The organism is Mesorhizobium sp. AR02 (assembly GCF_024746835.1).
Lineage (GTDB): Bacteria > Pseudomonadota > Alphaproteobacteria > Rhizobiales > Rhizobiaceae > Mesorhizobium.
The window spans coordinates 3,732,501-3,735,000 of record NZ_CP080531.1 but is presented as its reverse complement, the minus strand read 5'-3'; the positions used below and the strand labels follow the sequence as shown (position 1 = coordinate 3,735,000).

Here is a 2,500-nt window from a genome sequence, read left to right as displayed (position 1 = left end):
CTCCGATTCGACTTTCGCCGTTGGCTTTGGCTCTGGGAGAGACTGAATTTGTCCGCCGCGTCGGCCGAGACCTCGTCTCAAGTCCCAGGGAGCGGGATTGATGGCGACCATCCGCCCCCCTAGTCTAAAACGGGAACGGCCTGCTGGTTTTGCGCGATGCGGGGTGTTTGTGCTGTTTGGATTTGGTGTTCTGATGTTGAGTTTTGCCCTGCGGCTTTGGCTTTGGCTGCTTGCGGGCTGCTGATGAGGGTTAAGATCAGCCGGCGAGCGTCGTTGCACAGCAAAACGGCCCGCCGGGTTTGCGCCTGGCGGGCCGTTTGAGATTTTGGTTTTGGGGAGAGGATTTGGCTTTTCTGTCCCACAGCGTCGGCTTCGCCTCCTTGCGGGCTGCTGATGAGGGTTAAAATCAGCCGGCCACCACAGCCGAATACAAAAATGGCCCGCACGAGGCGGGCCATTTTTGTATCGGGACAGGATTTGAACCTGTGACCTTCAGGTTATGAGCCTGACGAGCTACCGGGCTGCTCCACCCCGCGTCACCTCTCAGCAAGCGCTTGCTTGCTGATCTAAGCAAGCGTTTGCTTGCTTTGGACGTAAGCGCATGCCTACGAATAGGATGGCCTACAAATAGGTAGATGGCTCACCAAATGAAAGGGCCGCTTACGCGGCCCGTGGTCCCGTTGGCGGGCCTTGTTCGTAGAGAGAAGATTTCACTCCATCCGATTGGATGTGAGTTCAACGTGCGTTTAGCAGACCTGGCAGCGACCTACTCTCCCGCGTCTTGAGACGAAGTACCATCAGCGCTGGAGCGTTTCACGGCCGAGTTCGGAATGGGATCGGGTGCAGCCGCTCCGCCATAACCACCAGGTCGGCAAAACGCACGTTGTTCGAGAAGCTTTTTGAGCGAATAGCGATGAGGGAGTAGCGAATAGGGAGGCCCCTATTGTGGTGCTCTCTCGGAGCTGTTCGCTGGTCTTGTTGTGCCTTTACAGCTCTTCTAGTCTTGGCGCCTTTCGAAGCGAAGCTTCGCAAGGTCGACCGACCGTCGGCGCTGATGCGCCGCACCCACGTAGCGTCGCCCGCAGGGCGGAACAAGCGTGAGTGAGAACAGACCATCTGACTTTGTCAGATGGGCATAAGGAATGAGAACGATCAAGCCGATCGAACTATTAGTACCGGTAAGCTTCAAGCGTTGCCGCTCTTCCACACCCGGCCTATCAACGTGGTCGTCTTCCACGGTTCTCAGGGAATACTCGTTTTAAGGTGGGTTTCCCGCTTAGATGCCTTCAGCGGTTATCCCGTCCGGATATAGCTACCCTGCTATGCGGCTGGCGCCACAACAGGTCCACCAGAGATCCGTCCATCCCGGTCCTCTCGTACTAGGGACAGATCCTTTCAATATTCCTACACCCACGGCAGATAGGGACCGAACTGTCTCACGACGTTCTGAACCCAACTCACGTACCGCTTTAAATGGCGAACAGCCATACCCTTGGGACCTGCTCCAGCCCCAGGATGCGATGAGTCGACATCGAGGTGCCAAACAACCCCGTCGATATGGACTCTTGGGGGTCATCAGCCTGTTATCCCCGGCGTACCTTTTATCCGTTGAGCGATGGCCCTTCCACGCGGGACCACCGGATCACTATGACCGACTTTCGTCTCTGCTCGACTTGTCAGTCTCGCAGTCAGGCAGGCTTATGCCATTGCACTCAGCGAACGATTTCCGACCGTTCTGAGCCCACCATCGCGCGCCTCCGTTACTCTTTAGGAGGCGACCGCCCCAGTCAAACTACCCACCATACATTGTCCCGGACCCGGATAACGGGCCGCGGTTAGACATCCATAGTAATAAGGGTGGTATTTCAAGGGTGGCTCCACCTGAGCTGGCGCCCAGGTTTCAAAGCCTACCACCTATCCTACACATGCCACTACGAATGCCAATGTAAAGCTATAGTAAAGGTGCACGGGGTCTTTCCGTCTAACCGCAGGAACCCCGCATCTTCACGGGGAATTCAATTTCACTGAGTCTATGCTGGAGACAGCGGGGAAGTCGTTACGCCATTCGTGCAGGTCGGAACTTACCCGACAAGGAATTTCGCTACCTTAGGACCGTTATAGTTACGGCCGCCGTTTACTGGGGCTTCGATTCAGAGCTTGCACCCCTCCTCTTAACCTTCCAGCACCGGGCAGGCGTCAGACCCTATACGTCGTCTTGCGACTTCGCAGAGCCCTGTGTTTTTGATAAACAGTCGCTACCCCCTGGTCTGTGCCACCCTCCTCCACTTGCGTGGAAAAGGGTCACGCTTCTTCCGAAGTTACGCGTGCAATTTGCCGAGTTCCTTCAGCATAGTTCTCTCAAGCGCCTTGGTATACTCTACCAGACCACCAGTGTCGGTTTCGGGTACGGTTTATAAGGAGGAGCTATTTCCTGGAACCACGCAGCAGCCCGTTCAATCCGATAAGATTGGACTACCTCAATGATCCGTCACTACCTCCA

Annotated in this window: 1 protein-coding gene, 1 tRNA gene and 2 rRNA genes (1 of these 4 running past the window's edge); all 4 read right to left on the bottom strand. The window is 55.8% G+C overall.

What is annotated here, in order from left to right; genetic code table 11:
- Nucleotides 1–119 precede the first annotated feature (119 nt).
- Nucleotides 120–458, bottom strand: coding sequence for a hypothetical protein (locus tag DBIPINDM_RS22255; RefSeq protein ID WP_258581260.1), 339 nt, complete (start codon nucleotides 456–458; stop codon nucleotides 120–122).
- 6 nt (nucleotides 459–464) lie between these two features.
- Nucleotides 465–531: transfer RNA gene (locus DBIPINDM_RS22250), tRNA-Met, on the bottom strand.
- Between the two features lie 222 nt (nucleotides 532–753).
- Nucleotides 754–868 (bottom strand): 5S ribosomal RNA (gene rrf / locus DBIPINDM_RS22245).
- A 280-nt stretch (nucleotides 869–1,148) separates the two neighbouring features.
- Nucleotides 1,149–2,500: ribosomal RNA gene (locus DBIPINDM_RS22240) — 23S ribosomal RNA — on the bottom strand; it runs 1,450 nt beyond the window's last position.